Genomic DNA, 23,258 nt, shown 5'->3' on the forward strand with positions numbered 1-23,258 from the left:
CAACCGAATGTGTCAAAACTAAAACCGCCAGATCACAGTTTGACCACTGTGGAAAACGCCAATAGAAGGCAGACTTGAACCGGCTCCGCCGCCGGGCAGGGCACTTCTCCATGTCTCACAACACGTTCGGCCACCTGTTCCGCGTCACCACCTGGGGCGAAAGCCATGGGGCTGCCCTCGGCTGCGTTGTGGACGGCTGCCCGCCCGGCATCCGCTTCGCCCGTGAAGAAATCCAGGCCGAGCTCGACAAGCGCCGGCCGGGACAGTCACGTTTTGTGACGCAGCGTCGCGAACCCGACGAGGTCAAGATTCTCTCCGGCTTCATCCTCGACGACGACGGCGAGACGATGATCACCACCGGCACACCGGTGTCGATGCTGATCGAGAATGTCGACCAGCGCTCCAAGGACTATGGCGAAATCGCCCGCCAGTATCGGCCGGGCCACGCCGACTACACCTATGACGTCAAATACGGCCTGCGCGACTACCGCGGCGGCGGCCGCTCCTCCGCCCGCGAGACGGCGGCGCGCGTCGCGGCCGGCGCGCTCGCCCGCAAAGTGGTGCCCGGGATGGTGGTGCGCGGCGCGCTGGTCTCGATGGGCGAAAAGTCGATCGATCGCGCCAACTGGAACTGGAGCTTCATCGGCGACGCCGAAAATCCGTTCTTCACTCCCGATCCGGCTTCCGTTCCCGTCTTCACCCAGTATCTAGACGGCATCCGCAAGGCCGGCTCCTCGGTCGGCGCGGTGATCGAGATCGTCGCCGATGGTGTTCCTGCTGGCCTCGGAGCGCCGATCTACGCCAAGCTCGACCAGGACATCGCGTCGGGCCTGATGTCGATCAACGCCGTCAAGGGCGTCGAGATCGGCAACGGCTTCGAGGCCGCCCGCATCACCGGCGAACAGAATGCCGACGAGATGCGCATCGGCAATGACGGCAAGCCGGTCTTCCTGTCCAACAATGCCGGCGGCATCCTTGGCGGCATCTCGACCGGCCAGGCGATCGTCGCCCGTTTCGCCGTGAAGCCGACCTCCTCGATCCTGACGCCACGCAAGTCGATCGATAAGGACGGCAAGGACGTCGAGGTCATGACCAAGGGCCGTCACGACCCTTGCGTCGGCATCCGTGCCGTGCCGATCGGCGAGGCGATGGTTGCCTGCGCGATCGCCGATCACTATTTGCGTCATCGCGGCCAGACCGGGCGCGTCTGACCTTCAACCTGCAAGCGGAAGCGAGCGTCGATGCCCTACGACCAGAAGAAAATCGTCGAAGCCCTGCGCGCCTTCGAACGCGGCGAGATCGTCGTCGTCATGGACGATGACGGGCGCGAGAACGAGGGCGACCTGATCGTCGCCGCTGTCCACTGCACGCCGGAGAAGATGGCCTTCATCGTCCGCAACACGTCCGGCATCGTCTGCACGCCGATGCCGCGCGAGGAGGCAAAGCGTCTCAACCTGGCACCGATGGTGGCCGACAATGATTCCGCCCACACGACGGCTTTCACCGTCAGCGTCGATTTCAAGCACGGCACCACGACCGGCATCTCGGCCGACGACCGCACGCTGACCGTGCGCAACCTCGCCAACGGCAATGTCGGTGCTTCCGATTTCGTCCGCCCCGGGCACATCTTTCCGCTGATCGCGCGCGAAGGCGGCGTGCTGATGCGCTCGGGCCATACCGAAGCCGCGGTCGATCTCTGCAAGCTCGCCGGCCTGCCGCCGATCGGCGTCATTTCCGAGCTGGTCAACGATGACGGCACCGTCAAGCGCGGCCCGCAGGTGCAGGCCTTCGCCGAGGAGCACGGCCTGAAGCAGATCTCGGTCGCCGACCTGATCGCTTATCGCCAGCGCAAGGAAACGCTGGTCGAACGCGTCGCCTGCTCCGACATCGAGACGGCGGGCGGCAAGGCGCAGGTTTTCACCTACACGCTGCCCTGGGATTCGATGCACCACGTGGCGATCGTCTTCGGCGACATCCGTGACGGCGAGGGGGTGCCGGTACGGCTCCATTCCGAGGATGTGGTGAGCGACGTGTTCGGCACCAGCCATCGGCTCGACGCCATCATGAAGGCGATGGGCGAGCGCAAGCGCGGCGTCATCGTCTATCTGCGCGAAGGCTCGGTCGGCGTCGCCCATCAGGAGCGCAAGCGCCCGGCGAGCGACGAGCGCGAGGACCATGAAGAGGCGCGCCGCCGCGAGAACGAATGGCGCGAAATCGGCCTCGGCGCGCAGATTCTCAAGGATCTCGGCATTTCCTCGATCAACCTGATCGCCTCGCGCGAACGCCACTATGTCGGCCTCGAAGGCTTTGGCATCCACATCGCCAAGACCGAGATTCTCTAGGGTCAACCGTCAACGGATCGCGCCCGGCTCGCGCAAAGCCGGGTGCTTCGAGGATCATTCCGCGGGAACGACGCCTGCTTCGCAATAGGCGAGATCGCAATCCGGTCCGCCAGGCTGCGCTGGCCGATGAGCACGGTGGCCAGCGCGATTGCGCCCGCCGCCACCGATACGAAAAACCCGTTCTGCGCGCCGAACGCGTCCACCACCGCGCCGGCGGCGAAGGAACCCAGTGCCATGCCGATGCCGATGCCGGTCGTGACCCAGGTGACGCCTTCGGTCAGCATCGCCGCTGGCACACGCCGCTCGATCAGGCCGAATGCCGTGATGAAGGTCGGCGAGATCGCCACGCCGCTAACGAAGACCGCCAGCGCCAGAAGCGGCACCGTGTCGGCGACGAGCAGCGGCAGCGTAGTGAGCGCAATGACGGCGACCGCGATTGCAAGCTGGCGCTGCAGCGGCATCCTCAGGTTCAGGGCGCCGATGACGATACCGAGGACGAACGAGCCGAGTGCGTAGACGCCGATGATCAGGCTGGCGGCGCCCGGCTGGCCCAGGTCCTTGGTGATCGCCACGGTGCTCACCTCCGTGGTCGCGAAGGTCGCGCCGATGAAGGTCAGGGCGAAGGTGATGATCTGAACCGGCCGCAGGCGGATTGCCGAGCCTTGCGAAGCTGAAGTCACCGGACGCACGCGCGGCTCGCTCGAGCGCTGCAGGATGAAGGCCGTCGAGCCCAAGGCGAGGAACAATGTGCTGACCAGCATTCCCGCTTCGGGGAACAGGGCGACGCTCAGGCCCACCGACAGCGACGCCCCGGCGATATACACCAGCTCGTCCGCCGCCGACTCGAAGGCGAACGCGGTGTTCAGCTCCGGACGATCGCGGAAAATCTCGGTCCATCGCGCGCGCACCATGGCAGGGATGCTGGGCATGGCGGCGGCCAGCAGCGCCGAGGCGAACAGCGTCCATATCGGCCAATGGCGGTTGGCCGCCGCAATCAGCACTACGAAAGCGAGCACGGAGATGATCGTTGTGGGCACGACAATCCGCGTCTGGCCGAGGCGGTCGACCAGCCGCGAGATCTGCGGCGCGACGAAGGCGTTGGCCAGCGCGTATGTCGCGGAGACGGCGCCAGCCAGCCAGTATTCGCCATTCGTCTGCGACAGCATGGCGACGATGCCGATCGGCGCCATGGCGATGGGCAGCCGGGCAATGAAGCCGGCCGCGGCGAAACCTTTGGTGCAGGGAGCACGAAAGATTTCCGCATAGGGGTTTTGCATGGTCTGGCTCCTCGACAATTGCAGGATCGACATTTACATACGTGGCGTATGAGTATCAAATAGCTCATACGTCGCGTATGTCAATTGGCATACGAGACGTATGTTAATAGGGCCAGAGCCATGCACAGACCCCGCAAGGAGATGATCGCCGAGACGCGCGCCAAGTTGATCACCGCGGCCCGCCATGCCTTCGGCACGATCGGCTATGCGGAAGCCTCGATGGATGATTTCACTGCCTCGGCCGGGCTGACGCGCGGCGCGCTCTATCATCACTTCGGTGACAAGAAGGGACTGCTGCAGGCGGTCATTGCCGAGATCGACGGCGAGATGGCGGCGCGGGTCAATGAGGCGGCGGCGCTGGCGCCGACCCGCTGGCAGCACTTTGTCGACGAATGCACCACCTATATCGAGATGGCGCTGGAGCCGGAAATCCAGCGCATCATGTTCCGCGACGGTCCGGCGGTGCTCGGCGATCCGGCACAGTGGGCGAACGCCAATGCGTGCGCGGCTTCGATCACCAATCACCTGACCAGGCTGCAGGAGGAGGGCGTGGTCGTAGCCGACCTCGACCCCGAGACCGCCGCACGGCTGATCAACGGCGCGAGCAGCCAGGCGTCTCAGCGGATCGCCAATTCACAAGACCCCGAGGCGACGTCGAAGAAGGTGGTGGCGGCCTTCAAGCAGCTGCTCGAAGGCTTGCTCAAAAAAGACTGACAGGCCCGCTGACCGCGCTGGTCGCCCAAGGCTGTGCACCGGTTTGCGGCCGCGTGGCGCTCCCGAGATTGACAATCGCCGACCGAGGTTCATCCTTTCCGCCCATCTCTGAGGCGGGAGATTCGGGGCATGTGGGACTTCAGCATCGGCAGGTCGGTGTCCATCATGATCAGGACATGGCCCTTCATCGTCTTCCGCATGATCGTCTATTTCGGCATCACGCTGGCCTACATCATGGCCACCGGCACCGGCGCCAGTGTCGGCTACGGCGTCGGCCACATCTCGACCGACCCGGATGGACCGCTGTCCTTTGCGCTGTGGGGCGGCGTGGTCGGCTTCGGCGTCGTTTCGATCGCCGTATACTGGATCCGCGAATACATCCTCTACATCGTCAAGGCCGGCCATATCGCGGTCATGGTCCACCTGATCGATGGCCAGGACGTGCCTGGCGGGCAGGACCAGATCTCCTATGCCAGGGCCGTGGTGACCGAGCGTTTCGCCGAGGCCAATGTGCTGTTCGTGCTCGACCAGCTGGTCAAGGGCGCCATCCGCGCCATCACCGGCCTGATCGGCGGCATCGCCGCCTTCCTGCCCATTCCGGGCCTGAGCGGCCTGGTCAGCTTCATCACCACCGTCATCCGCATGTCGCTGACCTACGTCGACGAGATCATCCTCGGCTACAACATCCGCATCAATTCCACCTCGCCCTTCGAGACGGCCAGGCAAGGCATCGTGCTCTACGCACAGAACGGCAAGACCATGGTCAAGAACGCGATCTGGCTGTCGGTGATCATGTGGGGCGTGTCCCTCGCTATCTTCCTGCTGATGCTGGCGCCCGCCGGCGCCATCCTCTGGTTCATGCCGGGCCAGCTCGGCGGCTGGGCCTTCGTGATGGCCATCGTCTTCGCCTGGGCCTTCAAGGCCGCCTTCATCGAGCCCTTCGCCATCGCTTCGCTGATGCAGGTCTATTTCAGCACCATCGAGGGCCAGGTGCCCAATCCCGACTGGGACCGGCGGCTGTCGGAAGCCTCCTCGAAATTCAGGGAACTCAAAGACAAGGCGCTGGCCTCGTTCGGCGGCTCGCGCTGGACCCAGCCGGCACCCAATAATTAATAGCCCCACCCAATCCCTGTTGAACATTGCGCGACGAAGGCGCGAAAACATGGTCAAAGCGCCCGTACGCGCCTATATCGGGGCATGGTCACCAGGCTCTACACCCATCCGATCTTCCTCGAACACCTGACGCCATCGGGCCATCCGGAGCGGCCAGACCGCTTGCGCGCCATAGAGCGCGTGCTCGACGACGAGGCCTTTGCCGCGCTGGATCGCGTCAAGGCGCCTGAAGGCGACGAGGCAACCATCCTTTATGCGCATCCCGAGGATTTCGTCGCGCGGGTCCGCGCCGCGATCCCCGAGACCGGCATCGTCTCGATCGACGCCGACACCAGCGCCAGCCCCAAAAGCTGGCAGGCAGCGGTGACGGCGATCGGCGCGGCCAATGCCGCCGTCGACGACGTCTTCGAGGGCCGCGCCGCCAATGCCTTCGTCGCCGCGCGGCCGCCCGGCCACCATGCCGAGAAGACCACGGCGATGGGCTTCTGCCTGTTCAATACCGCGGCGATCGCGGCGCGTTACGCGCAAAGGAAGCATCAGGCCGAGCGCGTCGCCGTCGTCGACTGGGACGTCCACCACGGCAACGGCACGCAGGACATTTTTTGGGACGATCCGTCGGTGCTTTATTGCTCGACGCACCAGATGCCGCTCTATCCCGGCACTGGCGCGAAGAACGAAACCGGCGCCGGCAACATCGTCAACGCGCCGCTGGCGCCGCAGACCGGCAGCGAGGTGTTTCGCGATGCCTTCCTGTCGCGCGTCCTGCCGGCGCTCGACGATTTCGCCCCCGACCTGATCATCATCTCCGCCGGTTTCGACGCCCACCATCGCGATCCGCTGGCCGAGATCAACCTGACCGAGGAGGATTTCGACTGGGCGACGGGCCAACTGATGGAGCGCGCAGGGCGCCACAGCGGCAACCGGCTCGTCAGCCTGCTCGAGGGCGGCTACGATCTGCAGGGATTGGCATTTTCGGTCGCCGCCCATGTCGGGCGGCTGATGAAGGGATAGGGTATGGCAGGCGAAGGCAACGACGACGTCAAGGCGATGAGCTTCGAGCAGGCGCTCGACGCGTTGGAAAAGATCGTCGACGATCTGGAGCGCGGCGACGTGCCGCTCGACCAGTCGATCCGCATCTACGAGCGCGGCGAGGCGCTGAAGGCGCATTGCGACCGGCTGCTGAAGGCGGCAGAAGACAAGGTCGAGAAGATCAGGCTGTCGCGCGACGGCAAGCCGGTGGGAACGGAGCCGCTCGACGCGGACTAGGAATTGGAAGGGCTGGGCGAGGATAGCAGGTAAGGAGTTCAAGCGATGTGCAGAAACATCAAGACCCTGTTCAATTTCGATCCGCCGGCGACCCATGACGAGATCCGCGATGCCGCGCTCCAGTTCGTGCGCAAATTGAGCGGGACGACCCGGCCCTCGAAGCGCAACCAGGAGGCCTTCGACCGCGCCGTCGAGGCGATTGCCGAATCGGCGCACGAACTGCTCCATTCGCTTGAAACCACGCATCATCCGCGCAATCGCGAGGAGGTGGCGGCCAAGGCAAAGGCCAAATCCGCACTCCGTTTCGCCTGAGGAGATTCCATGAGTTTCTTTCCCGGCAACGATCCTTCGCCCGGCGATGCTTTCGCCTGCGACCAGATCGAGCTGATGGTCATTCCGAATGCCAAGGACATTGGCGGTTTCCAGGTTCGCCGTGCCTTGCCAACCGCCAGGCGCCGGCTGGTCGGTCCCTTCATCTTCTTCGACCGCATGGGCCCGGCCATTTTGCGGGCCGACCAGGCGCTCGACGTGCGCCCGCACCCGCATATTGGCCTGTCGACGGTAACCTATCTGTTCGACGGCAAGATCAGGCATCGCGATTCGCTCGGCACCGAAATGGTGATCGAACCCGGCGACGTGAACCTGATGACTGCCGGCCGCGGCATCGTTCATTCCGAGCGCACGCCGGAGGAATTGCGCGGTGCGCCGATGTCGATCTCCGGCTTGCAGACCTGGCTGGCACTGCCCGACGGCAAGGAGGAGGTCGCGCCGGTCTTCGAGAACACTGCCGCCCTTCATTTGCCCAAGATCGATGCCGAAGGCGTCAGCGGCCGCGTCGTCATCGGCGCGCTTTCCGGGCTGCGATCGCCGGTCACCACGTCCTCGGACACGCTCTATGCCGACCTCAGGCTGACGCCCGGCGCCAGTGTGAAAATCCCCGCCGATGCCGAGGAACGCGCCATCTACACGCTGGAAGGCGAGGTTTCGATCTCCAGTGACCGTTTCCCGGCGGAGCGGCTTCTGGTGTTCCGGCCCGGCGACGAGATCGTCGTGTCGTCGGAGACGGGCGCCCATTTCATGCTGTTCGGCGGCGCCTCGCTCGGCTCCAAGCGCTACATCTGGTGGAATTTCGTTTCGTCCTCGAAGGAACGCATCGAACAGGCAAAAGAAGAATGGAAGACCGGCCGCTTCGATATCGTTCCTGGAGATGAGGAAGAGTTCATTCCGTTACCGGACAATTAACGCCAGAGCTACCCGCGTCACTGACACGCATTTACATTCGCCGGCAGGCGGCATATTTCGCCCATGATCGACGCGCATGAACATCAGGTTTCAGCAGGCCCCTTAACAGTGAACGCAACGCTGCATACGCCGCTTCTCGACAAGGTTCGCATTCCGGCCGACCTGCGCACGCTTGACGAAAGCCAGTTGCCGCAGCTCGCTTCGGAACTACGCGTCGAGCTGATCGATGCCGTCTCGCACACTGGCGGCCATCTCGGCGCCGGCCTTGGCGTCGTGGAACTGACGGTGGCGCTGCACTATGTCTTCAACACGCCGGACGATCGGCTGATCTGGGATGTCGGCCACCAGGCCTATCCGCACAAGATCCTGACCGGACGTCGCGACCGCATCCGCACGTTGCGTCAGGAGGGGGGCCTTTCCGGCTTCACCCGCCGCGCCGAGAGCGAATACGACCCGTTCGGCGCCGCCCACTCTTCGACCTCGATCTCCGCCGGCCTCGGCATGGCGATGGCGCGCGACCTTTCCGGTGGCCGCAACAACGTCATCGCCGTCATCGGCGACGGCGCCATGTCAGCCGGCATGGCCTATGAAGCGATGAACAATGCCGGCGCGCTCGACGCCCGCCTGATCGTCATCCTCAACGACAACGACATGTCGATCGCGCCGCCGACCGGTGCGATGAGCGCCTATCTGGCGCGTCTGGCTTCGGGCAAGGCCTATCTCGGCCTGCGCGATTTCGGCAAGAAGCTGACCTCCTACCTCGGCAAGCGCGCCGATCGCGCCATCACCAGGGCGGTTGAACACGCGCGCGGCTACGTCACCGGCGGCACGCTGTTCGAGGAACTCGGCTTCTACCACATCGGCCCGATCGACGGGCACAATCTCGAACACCTGATCCCGGTGCTGAAGAACGTCCGCGACAATGGCGACGGTCCGGTGCTGATCCATGTCGTGACCCAGAAGGGCAAGGGCTATGGCCCGGCCGAGGCCGCCGCCGACAAATATCACGGCGTCAACAAGTTCGACGTCATCACCGGCGCGCAGGCCAAGGCGCCGGCCAACGCGCCGAGCTACACCAAGGTCTTCGCCGAAAGCCTGGTCCAGGAAGGCCGCGAGGACGACCGTATCGTCGCTGTCACCGCCGCGATGCCGAACGGCACCGGCCTCGACCTCTTCGGTGAGGCGTTCCCGTCCAGGACCTTCGATGTTGGCATTGCCGAGCAGCACGCCGTGACCTTCGCCGCCGGTCTCGCCACCGAAGGCTATAAGCCCTTCGCCGCCATCTATTCGACCTTCCTGCAGCGCGCCTACGACCAGGTCGTCCACGACGTGGCGATCCAGAGACTGCCGGTGCGCTTTCCCATCGACCGCGCCGGTTTCGTCGGTGCCGACGGCGCCACCCATTGCGGCGCTTTCGACACCACCTTCCTGGCAACGCTGCCGGGCTTCGTCGTCATGGCGGCGGCGGACGAAGCGGAACTGCGCCATATGGTGCGCACCGCCGCCCACTATGATGACGGCCCCATCGCCTTCCGTTACCCGCGCGGCAACGGCGTTGGCGTCGACATGCCGGAGCGCGGCTCCGTGCTCGAAATCGGCAAGGGCCGCGTCGTCCGGGAAGGCACCAAGGTGGCGCTGCTGTCCTTCGGCACGCGGCTGCAGGACTGTCTGCTGGCGGCCGAGGAGCTTGGTGCCGCCGGTCTTTCCACCACTGTCGCCGACGCCCGCTTCGCCAAGCCGCTCGACGAGGATCTGATCCGCCGGCTCGCCCGCTCGCACGAGGTTCTGGTGACGGTGGAGGAGGGCGCCGTCGGCGGCTTCGCCAGCCACGTGCTGCAGTTCCTCGCCCATGAAGGCTTGCTCGAAAGCGGGCTCAAGGTGCGTCCGCTGGTGCTGCCGGACGATTTCACCGACCACGCCAAGCCCGAGAAGATGTATGCCGACGCCGGGCTAGACTCGGCCGGCATCGTGCGCACCGTCTTTGCCGCGCTCGGCCACACCGCGCACGCGCAGCGCGCCTGAATCAAAACCTCAAGCCTCTGAATCAGTTTGCCGGCTTGCGGCTGTAACGCCCTGTTTACGCTGCCATTTGGCGTTTTGCTTACCGTGTCTTTTGGCCGTTTCTCAACGCCGCCCTGCTAGAAGGCTGTCCGGCAGGGGGACGACGAAAAATGAAAACGCTTTTGTATGGCATGGCCCTTTCGGCCGTCATCGCAGCACCTGCGATGGCCGAAACGCGCTACGACCGCAATCTCGAAAAGGCGGCCATGGACATCGTCGCCGGCAAGATCGGCGGCATCCGCGGCGGCTTTTCCTACAAGCAACGGCCGCAATTCGTCGTCCTGCCGGAGACTGTCGCAGCGCCGGCAGTTCCTGCCGAGCGTCCGGGCAGGCAGGCTTCCGGCGACCCCAATGACGGTCTGGCGCCGGCCGTCGAACGGCCGGTTTCGCGAACCATCTTCTAGATCTGCGGCTTCCAACATCCTTGCGTTCATCACCGGCTTTCGCCATGAAGGCCGATGAACTCCCCTCTGCCAGCCAGCGCGCGCCAGCGGCTCGACGAACTGCTCGTCGAACGCGGCCTGTTCGCTAGCCGCTCGCGTGCCCGCGACGCGATCGAGCGCGGCACGGTGACGGTCAATGGCACCATCGCCCGCAAGCCTGGCCAGACCGTCCCGCCGCAATGCCTGATCGCGATCGACGACCCGGCACAGGGGTATGTGTCTCGCGCGGCGCTGAAGCTGATCGCCGGGCTCGACCATTTCGGTCTCGACCCGGCCGGCAGCGAAGCGCTCGACATCGGCGCCTCGACCGGCGGCTTCTCCCAGGTGCTGCTCGAACGCGGCGCGGCGCATGTCACGGCGATCGATGTCGGCCACGGCCAGATGCATCCTGATATCGCAGGCGATCCACGCGTGACTGTCATCGAGGGCCTCAATGCCCGCGACCTCACCGTCGCCGATCTCGGCGGTCGTATTCCGGATTTCATTGTCTGCGACGTCAGCTTCATCTCGCTGAAGCTGGCGCTGCCGCCGGCGCTCGCATTGGCCGGCAGCGGCGCCCGCACGGTGCTTCTGGTCAAGCCGCAATTCGAGGCCGGTCGCGCGGCGATCGGCAAGGGCGGCCTGCTCAAGGATCCCTATGACGCCGCCCGCGTTGCCGGCGTGCTGCAGGACTGGTTCGACAGCATGCCCGGTTGGCGCTCGCTGGGGCTGCATCTGTCGCCGATCGAGGGCGGCGACGGCAATCGCGAATTCCTGCTCGGTGGGATCAAGGATCGATGAGCGCGCGCTTCACCATCGCAAGGCTGGGCTCGCAAGGCGATGGCGTCGCCGCGACCGAAACCGGCGAGGTCTTCATTCCCTTCACGCTGCCGGGCGAGATTGTGACTGCCGCGCGCGAAAAGGATCGCGCCACGCTTATGTCTGTGCTGGAGGCTTCGCGGCTGAGGATCGATCCAGCCTGCCGGCATTTCACCGAATGCGGCGGCTGCGCCGTCCAGCATCTGGAGGCCGAAGCCTACCGCCAGTGGAAGCGCGACAAGGTCGTGCATGCGCTGAAAAGCAAGGGCATAGCCGGCGACATCGGCGCCTTGGTGCCGTGCGCGCCGGCGACGCGCCGCCGCGTCGTCTTCTCCGCCCGGCGCACCGAGGCCGGCATGCGACTGGGCTTCGTGCGCGCCCTGTCGTCGGAAATCATTGCCATCGAGGAATGTCCGATCTCGCTGCCGGCGATCGTCGCCGCGCTCGATAGTCTGAAAAAACTCGCCGAGCTGGTCTGCGCCACCACCAAATCGTTCCATATGACGGTGACGGTCACCGGGTCCGGCCTCGACGTCGCGGTCCACGAATCCGGCAAGCTCGGCGAGAACCAGCGTCGCATCGCTTCGAACTTCGTCATTGCGGAGGGGTTGGCCAGGCTGTCGGTCGACGGCGAGATCATCGTCGAGCCGAAGAAGCCGACAGTGCAGTTCGGAACCGTGGCGGTCGCGGTGCCGCCGGGCGCATTCCTGCAGGCCACCGAGGCTGCAGAGCAAACCATGGCCGATATCGTCGGCCAGCATCTGTCACGCGCAAAAAAGGTCGCCGACCTTTTTGCCGGCTGTGGCAGCTTCGCGCTGCGCCTGGCCGCGAAGTCGGAGGTGCACGCGGCGGAAGGCGATGCGGCGGCGCTTTCTGCACTTGACCGTGCCTTCCGTTTCGCCACTGGCCTGAAGCGGGTTACCAGCGAACGCCGCGACCTGTTCCGGCGCCCGCTCACCTTCAAGGAGTTGAATGCCTTCGACGGCCTTGTCTTCGACCCGCCCCGCGCCGGCGCCGAGGACCAGTCGAAGCAGATCGCCCGCTCCGACGTGCCGTTCGTCGCCGCCGTTTCGTGCAATCCGGTGACGCTCGCGCGGGATCTGCGCATCCTCATCGATGGTGGCTACACCTTGAAAAGTGTCACGCCGATCGACCAGTTCCTGTGGTCGCCGCATGTCGAAGCTGTTGCATTGCTGGAGAAGCCGAGGAAGAGACGGTAGGTCAGTCGCGAGTATGGCGGCGTCGAGCTTCCGCGAGCACACCCGCTTCCATTTCTCTCAAGGTCTTCGGCTTGCCTCTGTTGGGCAGGGACCCGAACACATCCTCTGGTCGCGTTATGGGAAAAACCGGAGCAGGTTGTGTGACCTGGCTCTCGGTCGAAATGGTGACGACGAACTTTCTGCAGTGGCCATCGCATCAAACCCGCGTGCCGCCGACCGTCATCTGGTTCATCCTGAGATGCGGCTGGCCGACGCCGACCGGCACGCCCTGTCCGGCCTTGCCGCACATGCCGATGCCGTTGTCGAGCTTCATATCGTTGCCGACCATGCTGACGCGGTGCATGGCGTCCGGCCCGTTGCCGATCAGCATGGCGCCCTTGATCGGCTGCGTCACCTTGCCGTTCTCGATCATGTAGGCCTCTGTGCAGCCGAACACGAACTTGCCCGAGGTGATATCGACCTGGCCGCCGCCGAAGGAGACGGCATAGATGCCGTTCTTGACCGAGGCGATGATCTCGTCCGGTTCCATGTCGCCCGAGGTCATGTAGGTGTTGGTCATGCGCGGCATCGGCTGATGCGCATAGCCTTCGCGCCTTCCGTTGCCGGTCGCCTTCATGCCCATCAGCCGGGCGTTCTGGCGATCCTGCATGTAGCCGACCAATTTGCCGTCTTCGATCAGCACATTGCGGGCCGAGGGCGTGCCTTCGTCGTCGACGGTCAGCGAGCCGCGCCGTTCGGCAATGGTGCCGTCATCGACGACTGTAACGCCTTTGGCCGCCACTTGCTGGCCCATCAGGCCGGCAAAGGCCGAGGTCTTCTTGCGGTTGAAATCGCCCTCGAGCCCGTGGCCGACGGCCTCGTGCAACATGACGCCCGGCCAGCCGCTGGAGAGCACGATGTCGAATGTGCCGGCCGGCGCCGGAACCGCCTCGAGATTGACCAGCGCCTGGCGCAGCGCCTCCTTGGCGGCATGCTTCCAGCTCTCCTCGACCAGGAACTCGCCGAACGCCTTGCGCCCGCCCATGCCGTAGGAGCCGCTCTCCTGGCGGTCGCCGCTGCCGACGACCACGGAGACATTGATGCGGACCAGCGGGCGGATATCGCGCACCATCTGGCCGTCGGCGCGCACGATCTCGACATGCTGCCAGGAAGCGGCGAGCGAGGCCGTGACTTGGCGCACGCGAGAATCCTCGGCGCGCAACCAGGCATCGATTTCCTGCAGCAGCTTGGCCTTGGTCTCGAAGGAAGGCGAGGGGATCGGGTTCTCCTCGCCATAGAGATGGCGGTTGGTGCGTGCGGGCGCTGCCGCAAGCGTGCCGGAATAGCCGCCCTTGACCGTCGAAACGGCGTCGGCCGCGCGCAGCAGCGAGGCTTCGGAAAGATCGCTCGAATGCGCATAGCCGCTGGCCTCGCCGGCAACAGCGCGCAGACCGAACCCCTGGTCGGTGTTGAAGTTGGCGGTCTTCAGCCGGCCATTGTCGAACATCAGCGCTTCGCTCTCGCTGTATTCGAGGAACAGTTCGCCGTCGTCGGCGCCGTTGATGGTTTCGGCGACGATGCGCTTGATGCGATCGTCGGAAATGTCGAATTGGCCGATCAGGCTGTTCATGGCAGGTCCGTCCGCGGGAGGATTGGGCGTTTTCCCCGATGTAGGCGCGAAGGCGTGCCGAGACAATCGGCAAGGGCGCCAATCACAATGACGTCAGACAGGTGGCGCCAAACGCAATGACGATATTCTTCGCCGCTCAGGGCAGCGCGGCGAAGCCGTCGGCAAAGCCCTTGAGGTCGACGGGAATGCCGATGCCTTCCTCAGGCGTCTGGAAAACGATGAAGGTGGCCGAGGTGCCGGTCTTCAGCGTGTCGAGCAGCGGCTTTTCGAGAATGACCTCGGCATAGCAGCCGTCCTGGAAGCAGCGCACGAAATAGGCGCGGCCGATATCCTTGCCGTCGACATTGAGGCCAAGCCCGTTGGGCAGCAGCACGCCGAGCGGCGCCAGCACGCGCAAGATCTCCGCCTTGTTGTCGGCGGTGCGCAGCACGACCACCGACAGCCCCATCTCCGGACGGTCCTCGGCAACGACGTTCTGCATCATCACGCATTGTTTTGATGTCGCGCCAGCCGGCGTATCGCAGATGATCGACCACGCGCCATGCGTCGAGCGCACCGTGCCGCTTGGCTGTGCGGCATTGGCCGAACCGATGCCTGACAGGCCGGTACCAAACAGGGCGGCAAGAAAAATGGCCTTAGCCAAAGTTCTCGAACACCCAAGTTTTGAAAGCCAAGAGTTCATGACGGCTCCATTGCGAATCACGGCACTTTAAGCCGCGCCAAGGCCAAGTAAAGGACGAGACCGTCGCCCGTCCGTCCGGACACCTGCAATAATGCGCTTTTCCAAGCCAAATTCGCCCGAATTGCGACCGCCCGGCGGATAGTGCGAAGCATTCCGGAAAGTAGCGGTTGCCGTCCATGCGTCATCGATCGACGAAAGGCCTCATGCCACCAAAAGCGACGGTCGAGGCTTGCGCGCAAAAATGCCGCACGGTTTCGGCCGCTCCTTTCTTGCGGAGGGAAATAGAGTATGGTTTGAACCACCCTTGGGACTGTCCGGGATTCCCATCCCGGCGTGGTTCGTTATTCTTGCGGTCCGATCGCGAGGAACTGGGAGATGATGAGGGCGATGAGAAAATTCCTAGCTGGCGCCAAGTCTCTAGCAAGCGCCAAGTCTCTAGCAAGCGCGGGAGCCGCCGCCATGATCGTGGCCGGTGCGAGCGCCGCCAATGCGGCCCAGCCCCAGCCGTGGGAGATCGGCTTCCAGCCGCCCGCAACCGACATGATGCGGCAGATCGAGTGGTTCGGGAACTATACGATGTGGTTCATCGTCCCGATCACCATTCTGGTGCTTGTTCTGCTCGCCGTCTGCATCTGGAAATTCCGTGCAAGCGTGAACCCGGTCCCTTCGCAGACCAGCCACAACACGCTGATCGAAGTGATCTGGACGGTCGGCCCGGTCGTTATCCTGCTCTTCATCGCCATCCCTTCGTTCCAGTTGCTGACCGCGCAATACACGCCGCCGGAAGAAGCCAAGCTGACCATCAAGGCGACTGGAAACCAGTGGAACTGGGACTATGAGTACCAGGTCGACAAGACGCTTTCCTTCAACTCGGCCATCCTTCAGGACGGCGATCGTAAGGCCGCCGGCAAGGAAGATCGCAAGGTCTATCCGCGTCTGCTCGCCGTCGACAACGAGATGGTGGTGCCGGTCAACACCATGACCCGCGTGCTGGTCACCGCAACCGACGTCATCCATTCCTTTGCCATGCCCGCCTTCGGCATCAAGATGGACGCGGTTCCCGGACGCACCAACGAAACCTGGTTCAAGGCGGAAAAGGAAGGCCTCTACTACGGCCAGTGCTCGCAGCTCTGCGGCAAGGACCACGCCTTCATGCCGATCGCGATCCGCGTCGTCTCCGATGCGCAGTACAGCACCTGGCTGGCAGCAGCCAAGACCGACCTTCCTGGTGCCAACAAGGCGCTGATGGCCGAGGTCGACGGCACAAACAAGGTTGCGGCCGCCGGCAACTGATGCCGCGACCGAAATAAGATCAGGGAACGGAGCCGAACATGGCAGACGCTGCAGCTCACGACGATCACGACCACAAGCCGTATCACGGCTGGGTCCGGTGGGTGTATTCGACCAACCACAAGGATATCGGTACGCTCTATCTGATCTTCGCGATCTTCGCGGGCATCGTCGGCGGCGCCCTGTCGGTCGTCATCCGCATGGAGTTGCAGGAGCCGGGCATCCAGATCTTCACCGGTCTGGCGCAGATGGTCTACGGCATGAACGGCGATGCCGCGATCGACGGCGGCAAGAGCATGTACAACGCCTTCGGCACCGCGCACGCGCTGATCATGATCTTCTTCATGGTCATGCCGGCGCTGATCGGCGGCTTTGCCAACTGGATGGTGCCGATCATGATCGGCGCGCCTGACATGGCCTTCCCGCGGATGAACAACATCTCGTTCTGGCTGCTGCCGCCGGCCTTCATCCTGCTGATCGCTTCAGCCTTCATGCCGAGCGCGCCGGGCGCCTACGGCGTCGGTGGCGGCTGGACGCTCTATCCGCCGCTGTCGACCTCGGGCCAGCCCGGACCGGCCATGGATTTGGCGATCCTGTCGATCCACATTGCCGGTGCGTCGTCGATCCTCGGCGCCATCAACTTCATCACCACCATCTTCAACATGCGCGCGCCTGGCATGACACTGCACAAGATGCCGCTGTTTGCCTGGTCGGTGCTGATCACCGCCTTCCTGCTGCTCTTGTCGCTGCCGGTTCTGGCCGGCGGCATCACCATGCTGCTCACCGACCGCAATTTCGGCACCACCTTCTTCGCGCCGGACGGCGGCGGCGACCCGATCCTGTTCCAGCATCTGTTCTGGTTCTTCGGTCACCCGGAAGTCTACATCCTGATCCTGCCGGGCTTCGGCATCATCAGCCACATCGTCTCGACCTTCTCGAAGAAGCCGGTGTTCGGCTATCTCGGCATGGCCTATGCCATGGTCGCCATCGGTGCGGTGGGCTTCATCGTCTGGGCGCACCACATGTACACGACCGGCCTGTCGCTCGACACGCAGCGCTATTTCGTCTTCGCGACGATGGTCATCGCGGTGCCGACGGGCGTGAAGATCTTCTCCTGGATCGCGACGATGTGGGGCGGGTCGATTTCGTTCAAGACGCCGATGCTGTGGGCGCTGGGCTTCATCTTCCTGTTCACCATCGGCGGCGTCACCGGCGTCCAGTTGGCCAATGCCGGCCTCGACCGCTCGCTGCATGACACCTATTTCGTCATCGCCCACTTCCACTACGTGCTGTCGCTGGGCGCGGTCTTCGCCATCTTCGCCGGCTGGTACTACTGGTTCCCGAAGATGACCGGCTACATGTACTCTCCGGTCATCGCCAACACCCACTTCTGGGTCACCTTCGTCGGCGTCAATCTGATCTTCTTCCCGCAACACTTCCTCGGTCTCGCCGGCATGCCGCGTCGCACCATCGACTATCCGGACGCGTTTGCCGGTTGGAACTGGGTGTCGTCCATGGGGTCCTATATCTCGGCCGTCGGCGTGATGATCTTCCTCTATGGCGTGTTCGAAGCCTTCCAGAAGAAGCGGATCGCCGGCGCCAACCCATGGGGAGAGGGTGCAACGACGCTGGAATGGCAGCTGCCTTCGCCGCCGCCGTTCCACCAGTGGGAACAGCTGCCGAAGATCAAGTAAGCGGCTGCCCGCGAATACGAAACCGCCGGCACGCCGGCGGTTTTGGCCAACGGAATGATGGACTTAAGTACGCATGGCCCTTGTCGACAAACCATTGATTGACGAAGCGGGCTTTCGCATGTCGGAAGCCACCGCAGGCGATTTCTTGGCCCTGCTGAAGCCGCGCGTCATGTCGCTGGTGGTGTTCACGGCCTTTGTCGGGCTGGTCGCGGCGCCCGTGACCATCAACCCGCTGCTGGCGGTGATCGCGATCCTGTCGATTGCGATTGGCGCCGGCGCCTCGGGCGCGCTCAACATGTGGTATGACGCCGACATCGATGCGGTCATGACCAGGACCGCAAGCCGCCCGGTCCCTGCCGGCCGCATCCAGCCCGGCGAGGCGCTGACCTTCGGCCTGGTGCTCTCGGTGCTGTCGGTGATGACGCTCGGCGTCCTCGTCAACTGGCTGTCGGCCAGCCTGCTGGCCTTCACCATCTTCTTCTACGCCGTCATCTACACGATGTGGCTGAAGCGCTGGACGCCGCAGAACATCGTCATTGGCGGTGCCGCCGGCGCCATTCCGCCTGTGATCGGCTGGGCCGCGGTGACCGGCACGGTCAGCCTCGAAAGCCTTGTCCTGTTCCTGATCATCTTCCTGTGGACGCCGCCGCATTTCTGGGCGCTGGCGCTCTTCAAGTCCGAGGACTATGCCAGGGCCGGCATCCCGATGATGCCGAACGTCGCCGGTCAGGCTTCGACCCGGCGCCAGATCTTCGCCTACGCGCTGATCCTGGCGCCTGTCGGCGTGCTGCCATGGGTCCTCGGCTTCACCACGCCGGCCTATGGCATCGCCGCGCTGCTGCTCGGCGCGGGCTTCGTCTGGTATGCATGGAAGGTGCTGCGCATGAGCGACGGCGACCGCGAGATGAAGCCGGCCAAGGCATTGTTCGGCTACTCGCTACTCTACCTCTTCGCCATCTTCGCCATCTACCTTGCCGACAGCGTCGTCAGTCGCGCGCTTGCGATCGGCGGAGCATGATCATGGTCGACAAGAAACTCGAACTCATCACGTTGACGGAACGCCAGAAGAAAGCCCAGCGCAACCGCTCCGCCGCCATTGGCCTGGCGCTGGCGGTGCTTGTCGTCATCTTCTACGTCGCCACCATCGTGAAATTCGGCCATACCGGCGGCGCGGCGATGTGAGGCCGAAGATGACCCGCCAGACAGTCACCGATCCCGCAAAGAAGAACACCAACCGCATCGTCGCGGGCGTTTGCATTGCGTTCTTCACCGGCATGATCGGCATGGCCTACGCCGCCGTGCCGCTCTATGCGATGTTCTGCCAGGCGACCGGTTATGGCGGCACGACCAAACGCGCCACCCAGCAATACGCGAACCGCGTGCTCGACCGCGATGTCGCCATCCGCTTCGATGCCAACACCGCGGGCGTTCCCTGGCAGTTCCAGCCGGTCACCCGTTCGATCACCATAAAGATCGGTGAGACGGTCCAGGCGCACTACACCGCGACCAACAAGTTCGACCGCCCCGTTACCGGCCGCGCGACCTTCAACGTGCAGCCGGAACTCGCCGGGCCCTACTTCAACAAGGTGGAGTGCTTCTGCTTCACCGACACGACGCTGAAGCCCGGCGAGACGCTGGACATGCCGGTCGTGTTCTACGTGGATCCCGACATCGTCAACGTGCCGGAACTGAAGGACTTGAAGACCATCACCCTGTCCTACACCATGTTCCCGGTCGAAAAGAACAAGCCGGTCGCGTCGTCAGCGCCGGCCGCAAGCAGCAACGAAGTTCCAGATACCGAAGCAAATCTCGGGGGTTGATATGGCCGACGCGCACGCAAAACCACAGCATGACTACCATCTCGTCGACCCGAGCCCGTGGCCCTTCCTGGGCTCCATCGGCGCGCTGGTGACCGCTATCGGCGGCGTCGCTTATATGCAGTATCTCAAGGCCGGCGATTTCCCGATCTTCGGCTACAACATCGCCAATCCGTGGCTGTTCTTCATCGGCCTCTTGATCGTCATATACACGATGTTCGCCTGGTGGTCGGACACCATCAAGGAAGCGCATGAGGGCCATCACACCCGCGTCGTGTCGCTGCATCTGCGCTACGGCATGATCATGTTCATCGCTTCGGAAGTGATGTTCTTCGTCGCCTGGTTCTGGGCCTTCTTCGACGCCAGCCTGTTTCCCGGCGAGGTCCAGAATTACGCCCGCACCACCTTCACCGGCGGCGTCTGGCCGCCGAAGGGCATCGAGGTCCTCGATCCCTTCCACCTGCCGCTCTACAACACCATCATCCTGCTGCTGTCGGGCACGACGGTCACCTGGGCGCATCATTCGCTGCTTCACGGCGACCGCAAGGGCCTGATCAACGGCCTGGTGCTCACCGTCGGCCTCGGCATGCTGTTCACCATGGTGCAGGCCTACGAGTACATGCACGCGCCGTTCGCCTTCAAGGATTCCATCTATGGCGCCACCTTCTTCATGGCGACCGGCTTCCATGGTTTCCATGTCATCATCGGCACCATCTTCCTGGCTGTCTGCCTGGTGCGCGCCATGAAGGGCGACTTCACCCCGAAGCAGCATTTCGGCTTCGAGGCGGCGGCCTGGTACTGGCACTTCGTCGACGTGGTCTGGCTGTTCCTGTTCAGCGCGGTCTATGTCTGGGCCTCGAACGGCGCGCTGATCGAAGGCCACTGACAGCTTTCGCTCGGAAATCGACAAGGCGGCTGCGGCAACGTGGCCGCCTTCTTCATTTCGGCATAATCATCATCAATCGATGGCCGATGCGTTCGAGACACTTTTTTGTCATTTGTGCCGGCTTTGCCGCAGTAGTCCCAGCCTTCGCAAGCGAACGCGTCGATCTGGTCCGCGTCGACAAGTCGGAGCGGCGGCTGGAACTGGTCGGCGATGGCAAAATATTGCGCACCTACGGCATCGCTCTGGGTGGCGACCCTGTCGGGCAAAAGCACAGGGAAGGTGACCAGCGCACGCCAGAGGGGCGCTATTTGCTGGATTGGCGCAACCCCGACAGCATCGCCCACAAGTCGATCCACATCTCCTATCCGAATACCGAGGAGATGGCGGCTGCGAAGGCGGCCGGCGTCGACCCCGGCGGCATGATCATGCTCCATGGCCAGCCCAACGGCTATGGCTGGTGGATCTGGCTGCTTCAATTGGTCGACTGGACCGACGGCTGCATTGCCGTTACGGACTCCGATATGAATGAAATCTGGGCCATGGTGGCCGATGGAACGCCAATCGAGATCGGGCCGTAAAGCATGAGCGACGACAAGGCGATCTGGCCACCCATTGAGCCGATCTCGGCCGGCCTGCACGGCCGCTGTCCGCGCTGCGGTGAGGGACGGCTGTTTTCCGGGTTCCTGACCGTCGGCAAGCGCTGCATGAATTGTGGCCTGGACTATTCCTATGCCGATGCCGGCGATGGACCGGCGGTGTTCGTCATCCTGATCATCGGCTTCATCGTCGTCGGGCTGGCTCTGTGGGTGGAGGTGACGCTGAGCCCGCCGCTGTGGCTGCATCTGCTGGTCTGGATACCGCTGGCACTGGTGCTGTGCCTGACGGCACTCAGGCTGATCAAGGGCGTGCTGTTGACGCTGCAATACGCCAACAAGGCGGCCGAGGGCAGGCTGGACCGCGGCGAATGAGCGAGGCTTCGGCCAAGAGTGCCGGCCGTTCGCGGCCGAAGACGGCATTGCTGCTCGGCCTCGGCCTGGTGGTGTTCGTCATCCTGCTGGCGCTCGGCACCTGGCAGATGCAGCGCCTGCACTGGAAGGAAGGTCTTCTCCAGACCATAGACCAGCGCACGCATTCGGCGCCGCGGCCGCTGGCCGAGGTCGAAAGTCAGTTCGCTTCCTCTGGTGATATCGACTACACGCCGGTGACGGTGTCAGGCACTTTCCTGCACCAGGGCGAGCGGCATTTTTATTCGACCTGGGACGGTGCTGCCGGTTTCGACGTCATCACGCCGCTGCAACTGGACGATGGCCGTTTCGTGCTGATCAATCGCGGCTTCGTGCCCTATGACCTGAAGGACGCCACCAAGCGACCGCAAGGGCAGGTGGCGGGCAAGGTGACGGTGACCGGACTTGCCCGCAACCCGCTGCCCGCGAAGCCGTCGATGATGGTTCCCGACAACGACGTCCAGAAGAACATTTTCTACTGGAAGGATCGCGATGTGATGGCGGCGAGCGCCGGCCTGCCTGGCGCTGCCCGCCTGGTGCCGTTCTTCATCGATGCCGACAAGACGCCAAACCCCGGCGGCCTGCCGGTCGGCGGCGTCACCATCATCGACCTGCCGAACAGCCATCTGCAATATGCTTTCACCTGGTACGGCCTTGCCGCTGCCCTTGCCGGCGTCCTCATCTTCAGGCTTCGCCGTCCGGCGAAAGCGGAATGATCGTTGCCGCCGCCCTTGACAGGGCAGGGGTGCGCACCTCATTTCGGCTCTGAACAACCGGCCCGGATTCATGCTTCACACCACGACCAAGCCCCCACTGACGATAAGGCTCTGCCAGCCGCGTGGCTTTTGCGCAGGCGTCGACCGCGCCATCCAGATCGTCGTGCTGGCGCTGAAGAAATACGGCGCGCCGGTCTATGTCCGTCACGAGATTGTCCACAACCGCTATGTCGTCGAGGGCCTGCAGAGCCTGGGTGCCGTCTTCATCGAGGAACTCTCGGAAATTCCGGCCGAGCATCGTCAGAGCCCGGTCGTGTTTTCGGCGCATGGCGTGCCGAAATCGGTGCCGGCCGATGCGCAGGCCCGCAACCTGTTCTATCTCGACGCCACCTGTCCGCTGGTCTCCAAGGTCCACAAGCAGGCAATGCGCCACCAGCGCCTCGGCCGCCACGTGCTTTTGATCGGCCATGCCGGGCATCCCGAAGTGATCGGCACCATGGGCCAACTGCCGGACGGCGCCGTCACGCTGATCGAGACCGAGGCGGACGCCACGAAGCTTGCGCCTGCCGATCCCGAGGCACTCGGCTTCGTCACCCAGACGACGCTGTCGGTCGAGGACACCGCCGGCATCATCCGGGCATTGCAGGATCGCTTTCCCGCTCTGTATGCGCCGGCAGCGGAATCGATATGCTACGCCACCACCAACCGCCAGGAGGCGGTCAAGGAAACCGCGGCGGGTGCCGATCTCTATCTGATCGTCGGCGCGCCCAACTCCTCCAATTCGCGCCGTCTTGTCGAAGTCGCGGAACGCGCCGGTGCCAAGATGTCGCTTCTCGTGCAGCGCGCTTCTGAAATTCCGTGGAATGACATCGCCGGCATCTCGACGCTTGGCCTGTCGGCTGGCGCGTCGGCGCCGGAAATTATCGTCGACGAAATCATCGATGCCTTCCGCCAGCGCTTCGATGTGACCATCGATCTGGCGATCACGGCAACGGAAACGGAGGACTTTCCGGTCATGCGGGTTTTGCGCGATGTCGAACTGACGAAGGCCGACATGGCTTTCGTCAACGGAGCCGCGTGAACA

Annotated in this window: 25 protein-coding genes and 1 pseudogene; 22 read left to right on the forward strand and 4 right to left on the reverse strand. The window is 63.9% G+C overall.

The window, feature by feature from the left end; all coding sequences use genetic code 11:
* Positions 1-110 precede the first annotated feature (110 nt).
* Both aroC and ribB read left to right on the forward strand, forming a co-directional pair.
* Positions 111-1,211: a chorismate synthase gene (gene aroC / locus ACSQ3Z_RS12350; protein ID WP_436171541.1), complete on the forward strand. Its 1,101-nt coding sequence runs from the start codon at positions 111-113 to the stop codon at positions 1,209-1,211.
* Positions 1,212-1,241: 30 nt separating this feature from the next.
* Complete coding sequence (gene ribB / locus ACSQ3Z_RS12355; protein ID WP_436171542.1) at positions 1,242-2,342, forward strand: 3,4-dihydroxy-2-butanone-4-phosphate synthase; 1,101 nt, start codon at positions 1,242-1,244, stop codon at positions 2,340-2,342.
* A 2-nt stretch (positions 2,343-2,344) separates the two neighbouring features.
* On the opposite strand, the gene ACSQ3Z_RS12360 is transcribed toward ribB, so the two are convergent.
* The gene (locus ACSQ3Z_RS12360; RefSeq protein WP_436171543.1) at positions 2,345-3,619 is read right to left on the reverse strand and encodes an MFS transporter; all 1,275 of its coding nucleotides are present in this window, start codon (positions 3,617-3,619) and stop codon (positions 2,345-2,347) included.
* Between the two features lie 120 nt (positions 3,620-3,739).
* Here ACSQ3Z_RS12360 and ACSQ3Z_RS12365 point away from each other — a divergent pair, with 120 nt between their 5' ends.
* The 10 genes from ACSQ3Z_RS12365 to ACSQ3Z_RS12410 all read left to right on the forward strand — a co-directional run bounded on the left by ACSQ3Z_RS12365 (position 3,740) and on the right by ACSQ3Z_RS12410 (position 12,476).
* Positions 3,740-4,333: a TetR/AcrR family transcriptional regulator gene (locus tag ACSQ3Z_RS12365; RefSeq protein ID WP_436171544.1), complete on the forward strand. Its 594-nt coding sequence runs from the start codon at positions 3,740-3,742 to the stop codon at positions 4,331-4,333.
* A 129-nt stretch (positions 4,334-4,462) separates the two neighbouring features.
* Positions 4,463-5,446 carry a hypothetical protein gene (locus ACSQ3Z_RS12370; protein ID WP_436171545.1) on the forward strand — a complete coding sequence of 328 codons (984 nt, stop codon included), beginning with the start codon at positions 4,463-4,465 and terminating at the stop codon, positions 5,444-5,446.
* A gap of 84 nt (positions 5,447-5,530) precedes the next feature.
* Positions 5,531-6,457, forward strand: a complete 927-nt coding sequence (locus tag ACSQ3Z_RS12375) for a histone deacetylase family protein (RefSeq protein ID WP_436171546.1) — start codon at positions 5,531-5,533, stop codon at positions 6,455-6,457.
* A 3-nt stretch (positions 6,458-6,460) separates the two neighbouring features.
* A complete protein-coding gene (locus ACSQ3Z_RS12380; protein ID WP_192183651.1) occupies positions 6,461-6,712 on the forward strand; it encodes an exodeoxyribonuclease VII small subunit in 252 nt (83 codons plus the stop codon).
* Between the two features lie 45 nt (positions 6,713-6,757).
* Positions 6,758-7,024, forward strand: a complete 267-nt coding sequence (locus ACSQ3Z_RS12385; protein WP_436171547.1) for a DUF2277 domain-containing protein — start codon at positions 6,758-6,760, stop codon at positions 7,022-7,024.
* 9 nt (positions 7,025-7,033) lie between these two features.
* Positions 7,034-7,954 (forward strand): pirin family protein, encoded by a 921-nt coding sequence (locus ACSQ3Z_RS12390; RefSeq protein ID WP_436171548.1) that lies wholly within the window; start codon positions 7,034-7,036, stop codon positions 7,952-7,954.
* 63 nt (positions 7,955-8,017) lie between these two features.
* Positions 8,018-9,976, forward strand: coding sequence for a 1-deoxy-D-xylulose-5-phosphate synthase (dxs, locus tag ACSQ3Z_RS12395; protein WP_436171549.1), 1,959 nt, complete (start codon positions 8,018-8,020; stop codon positions 9,974-9,976).
* Positions 9,977-10,125: 149 nt separating this feature from the next.
* Positions 10,126-10,419 carry a hypothetical protein gene (locus tag ACSQ3Z_RS12400; protein WP_436171550.1) on the forward strand — a complete coding sequence of 98 codons (294 nt, stop codon included), beginning with the start codon at positions 10,126-10,128 and terminating at the stop codon, positions 10,417-10,419.
* Positions 10,420-10,473: 54 nt separating this feature from the next.
* Positions 10,474-11,238, forward strand: coding sequence for a TlyA family RNA methyltransferase (locus tag ACSQ3Z_RS12405; protein ID WP_436171551.1), 765 nt, complete (start codon positions 10,474-10,476; stop codon positions 11,236-11,238).
* Entirely contained in the window at positions 11,235-12,476 is a 1,242-nt protein-coding gene (locus ACSQ3Z_RS12410) for a class I SAM-dependent RNA methyltransferase (protein WP_436171552.1), read from the forward strand. The genes ACSQ3Z_RS12405 and ACSQ3Z_RS12410 overlap by 4 nt, the downstream gene beginning before the upstream one ends.
* Before the next feature lies 1 nt (position 12,477).
* Here ACSQ3Z_RS12410 and ACSQ3Z_RS12415 read toward each other — a convergent pair.
* From ACSQ3Z_RS12415 to ACSQ3Z_RS12425, 3 genes and pseudogenes are all read right to left on the reverse strand, one after another.
* Positions 12,478-12,615, reverse strand: a pseudogene (locus tag ACSQ3Z_RS12415) (AbrB/MazE/SpoVT family DNA-binding domain-containing protein); the annotation flags it as partial.
* A gap of 57 nt (positions 12,616-12,672) precedes the next feature.
* Complete coding sequence (gene tldD / locus ACSQ3Z_RS12420) at positions 12,673-14,085, reverse strand: metalloprotease TldD (RefSeq protein WP_436171553.1); 1,413 nt, start codon at positions 14,083-14,085, stop codon at positions 12,673-12,675.
* A 136-nt stretch (positions 14,086-14,221) separates the two neighbouring features.
* The gene (locus ACSQ3Z_RS12425) at positions 14,222-14,767 is read right to left on the reverse strand and encodes an invasion associated locus B family protein (protein ID WP_436171554.1); all 546 of its coding nucleotides are present in this window, start codon (positions 14,765-14,767) and stop codon (positions 14,222-14,224) included.
* A gap of 375 nt (positions 14,768-15,142) precedes the next feature.
* On the opposite strand from ACSQ3Z_RS12425, the gene coxB reads away from it, so the two are divergent.
* The 10 genes from coxB to ispH all read left to right on the forward strand — a co-directional run bounded on the left by coxB (position 15,143) and on the right by ispH (position 23,255).
* Positions 15,143-16,060, forward strand: a complete 918-nt coding sequence (gene coxB, locus ACSQ3Z_RS12430) for a cytochrome c oxidase subunit II (RefSeq protein ID WP_436171555.1) — start codon at positions 15,143-15,145, stop codon at positions 16,058-16,060.
* 38 nt (positions 16,061-16,098) lie between these two features.
* Positions 16,099-17,751, forward strand: a complete 1,653-nt coding sequence (gene ctaD, locus ACSQ3Z_RS12435; RefSeq protein ID WP_006206344.1) for a cytochrome c oxidase subunit I — start codon at positions 16,099-16,101, stop codon at positions 17,749-17,751.
* A 73-nt stretch (positions 17,752-17,824) separates the two neighbouring features.
* A complete protein-coding gene (locus tag ACSQ3Z_RS12440) occupies positions 17,825-18,769 on the forward strand; it encodes a heme o synthase (protein WP_436171556.1) in 945 nt (314 codons plus the stop codon).
* 2 nt (positions 18,770-18,771) lie between these two features.
* Positions 18,772-18,933 (forward strand): hypothetical protein, encoded by a 162-nt coding sequence (locus ACSQ3Z_RS12445; RefSeq protein WP_081482316.1) that lies wholly within the window; start codon positions 18,772-18,774, stop codon positions 18,931-18,933.
* An 8-nt stretch (positions 18,934-18,941) separates the two neighbouring features.
* A complete protein-coding gene (locus ACSQ3Z_RS12450) occupies positions 18,942-19,571 on the forward strand; it encodes a cytochrome c oxidase assembly protein (protein ID WP_436171557.1) in 630 nt (209 codons plus the stop codon).
* Between the two features lies 1 nt (position 19,572).
* Positions 19,573-20,454: a cytochrome c oxidase subunit 3 gene (locus ACSQ3Z_RS12455; RefSeq protein WP_436171558.1), complete on the forward strand. Its 882-nt coding sequence runs from the start codon at positions 19,573-19,575 to the stop codon at positions 20,452-20,454.
* Between the two features lie 86 nt (positions 20,455-20,540).
* Positions 20,541-21,032: a L,D-transpeptidase family protein gene (locus ACSQ3Z_RS12460; protein ID WP_436171559.1), complete on the forward strand. Its 492-nt coding sequence runs from the start codon at positions 20,541-20,543 to the stop codon at positions 21,030-21,032.
* Between the two features lie 3 nt (positions 21,033-21,035).
* Positions 21,036-21,422, forward strand: coding sequence for a DUF983 domain-containing protein (locus tag ACSQ3Z_RS12465; RefSeq protein WP_404277219.1), 387 nt, complete (start codon positions 21,036-21,038; stop codon positions 21,420-21,422).
* On the forward strand, positions 21,419-22,174 hold the full coding sequence (locus tag ACSQ3Z_RS12470; protein WP_436171560.1) for an SURF1 family protein: 756 nt from the start codon (positions 21,419-21,421) through the stop codon (positions 22,172-22,174). Before ACSQ3Z_RS12465 ends, ACSQ3Z_RS12470 begins: the two co-directional genes overlap by 4 nt.
* Before the next feature lie 70 nt (positions 22,175-22,244).
* Positions 22,245-23,255 carry a 4-hydroxy-3-methylbut-2-enyl diphosphate reductase gene (gene ispH, locus ACSQ3Z_RS12475; protein ID WP_436171561.1) on the forward strand — a complete coding sequence of 337 codons (1,011 nt, stop codon included), beginning with the start codon at positions 22,245-22,247 and terminating at the stop codon, positions 23,253-23,255.
* The last annotated feature ends 3 nt before the right edge of the window (positions 23,256-23,258 follow it).

Source organism: Mesorhizobium sp. LjNodule214 (genome assembly GCF_964252735.1).
Taxonomy (GTDB): domain Bacteria; phylum Pseudomonadota; class Alphaproteobacteria; order Rhizobiales; family Rhizobiaceae; genus Mesorhizobium.

Bases quoted from the DNA above. Each gene is read 5' to 3' on its own strand.
- aroC (WP_436171541.1), top strand. From the start codon at position 111: ATGTCTCACAACACGTTCGGCCACCTGTTCCGCGTCACCACCTGGGGC.
- ribB (WP_436171542.1), top strand. From the start codon at position 1,242: ATGCCCTACGACCAGAAGAAAATCGTCGAAGCCCTGCGCGCCTTCGAA.
- ACSQ3Z_RS12360 (WP_436171543.1), bottom strand. From the start codon at position 3,619: ATGCAAAACCCCTATGCGGAAATCTTTCGTGCTCCCTGCACCAAAGGT.
- ACSQ3Z_RS12365 (WP_436171544.1), top strand. From the start codon at position 3,740: ATGCACAGACCCCGCAAGGAGATGATCGCCGAGACGCGCGCCAAGTTG.
- ACSQ3Z_RS12370 (WP_436171545.1), top strand. From the start codon at position 4,463: ATGTGGGACTTCAGCATCGGCAGGTCGGTGTCCATCATGATCAGGACA.
- ACSQ3Z_RS12375 (WP_436171546.1), top strand. From the start codon at position 5,531: ATGGTCACCAGGCTCTACACCCATCCGATCTTCCTCGAACACCTGACG.
- ACSQ3Z_RS12380 (WP_192183651.1), top strand. From the start codon at position 6,461: ATGGCAGGCGAAGGCAACGACGACGTCAAGGCGATGAGCTTCGAGCAG.
- ACSQ3Z_RS12385 (WP_436171547.1), top strand. From the start codon at position 6,758: ATGTGCAGAAACATCAAGACCCTGTTCAATTTCGATCCGCCGGCGACC.
- ACSQ3Z_RS12390 (WP_436171548.1), top strand. From the start codon at position 7,034: ATGAGTTTCTTTCCCGGCAACGATCCTTCGCCCGGCGATGCTTTCGCC.
- dxs (WP_436171549.1), top strand. From the start codon at position 8,018: ATGATCGACGCGCATGAACATCAGGTTTCAGCAGGCCCCTTAACAGTG.
- ACSQ3Z_RS12400 (WP_436171550.1), top strand. From the start codon at position 10,126: ATGAAAACGCTTTTGTATGGCATGGCCCTTTCGGCCGTCATCGCAGCA.
- ACSQ3Z_RS12405 (WP_436171551.1), top strand. From the start codon at position 10,474: ATGAACTCCCCTCTGCCAGCCAGCGCGCGCCAGCGGCTCGACGAACTG.
- ACSQ3Z_RS12410 (WP_436171552.1), top strand. From the start codon at position 11,235: ATGAGCGCGCGCTTCACCATCGCAAGGCTGGGCTCGCAAGGCGATGGC.
- tldD (WP_436171553.1), bottom strand. From the start codon at position 14,085: ATGAACAGCCTGATCGGCCAATTCGACATTTCCGACGATCGCATCAAG.
- ACSQ3Z_RS12425 (WP_436171554.1), bottom strand. From the start codon at position 14,767: ATGAACTCTTGGCTTTCAAAACTTGGGTGTTCGAGAACTTTGGCTAAG.
- coxB (WP_436171555.1), top strand. From the start codon at position 15,143: ATGATGAGGGCGATGAGAAAATTCCTAGCTGGCGCCAAGTCTCTAGCA.
- ctaD (WP_006206344.1), top strand. From the start codon at position 16,099: ATGGCAGACGCTGCAGCTCACGACGATCACGACCACAAGCCGTATCAC.
- ACSQ3Z_RS12440 (WP_436171556.1), top strand. From the start codon at position 17,825: ATGGCCCTTGTCGACAAACCATTGATTGACGAAGCGGGCTTTCGCATG.
- ACSQ3Z_RS12445 (WP_081482316.1), top strand. From the start codon at position 18,772: ATGGTCGACAAGAAACTCGAACTCATCACGTTGACGGAACGCCAGAAG.
- ACSQ3Z_RS12450 (WP_436171557.1), top strand. From the start codon at position 18,942: ATGACCCGCCAGACAGTCACCGATCCCGCAAAGAAGAACACCAACCGC.
- ACSQ3Z_RS12455 (WP_436171558.1), top strand. From the start codon at position 19,573: ATGGCCGACGCGCACGCAAAACCACAGCATGACTACCATCTCGTCGAC.
- ACSQ3Z_RS12460 (WP_436171559.1), top strand. From the start codon at position 20,541: ATGCGTTCGAGACACTTTTTTGTCATTTGTGCCGGCTTTGCCGCAGTA.
- ACSQ3Z_RS12465 (WP_404277219.1), top strand. From the start codon at position 21,036: ATGAGCGACGACAAGGCGATCTGGCCACCCATTGAGCCGATCTCGGCC.
- ACSQ3Z_RS12470 (WP_436171560.1), top strand. From the start codon at position 21,419: ATGAGCGAGGCTTCGGCCAAGAGTGCCGGCCGTTCGCGGCCGAAGACG.
- ispH (WP_436171561.1), top strand. From the start codon at position 22,245: ATGCTTCACACCACGACCAAGCCCCCACTGACGATAAGGCTCTGCCAG.